This is a genomic window from Bradyrhizobium campsiandrae (assembly GCF_014529705.1).
Lineage (GTDB): Bacteria > Pseudomonadota > Alphaproteobacteria > Rhizobiales > Xanthobacteraceae > Bradyrhizobium > Bradyrhizobium campsiandrae.
This window is the reverse complement of the sequence record NZ_JAANIH010000394.1, coordinates 1-244: the sequence shown is the minus strand read 5'-3', so window position 1 is coordinate 244 and position 244 is coordinate 1. Positions and strand designations below refer to the sequence as shown.

1 pseudogene is annotated in these 244 nt (G+C 58.2%); it reads left to right on the top strand.

Features of this window, described 5'->3' with window-relative positions:
* A pseudogene (locus G8O24_RS43595) lies at window positions 1-126 on the top strand (ABC transporter permease); the annotation flags it as partial.
* Between the last annotated feature and the right edge of the window lie 118 nt (window positions 127-244).

The window sequence follows — 244 nt, the reverse complement described above, 5'->3', positions numbered from 1 at the left end:
GACTACCGCGATCCCTATTTGCAGAAGCTGATCAAGGACAAGGGCGGCAGCATCGTCTGGCCCTTGATCCGCTATTCCTACGACACCCACAATCTCGATCTGCCGACGCCTGCACCCTCGCCGCCGAAGGTGGTCTCGGAATAGGTGACGAAGGCAGGCCAGTAGAGATGGCCGTCATATTTGATCAGGAAAGGCCGGTCGTTGGCGATCAGCTCGGCGAACAGCGACACCACGAACAGGATCA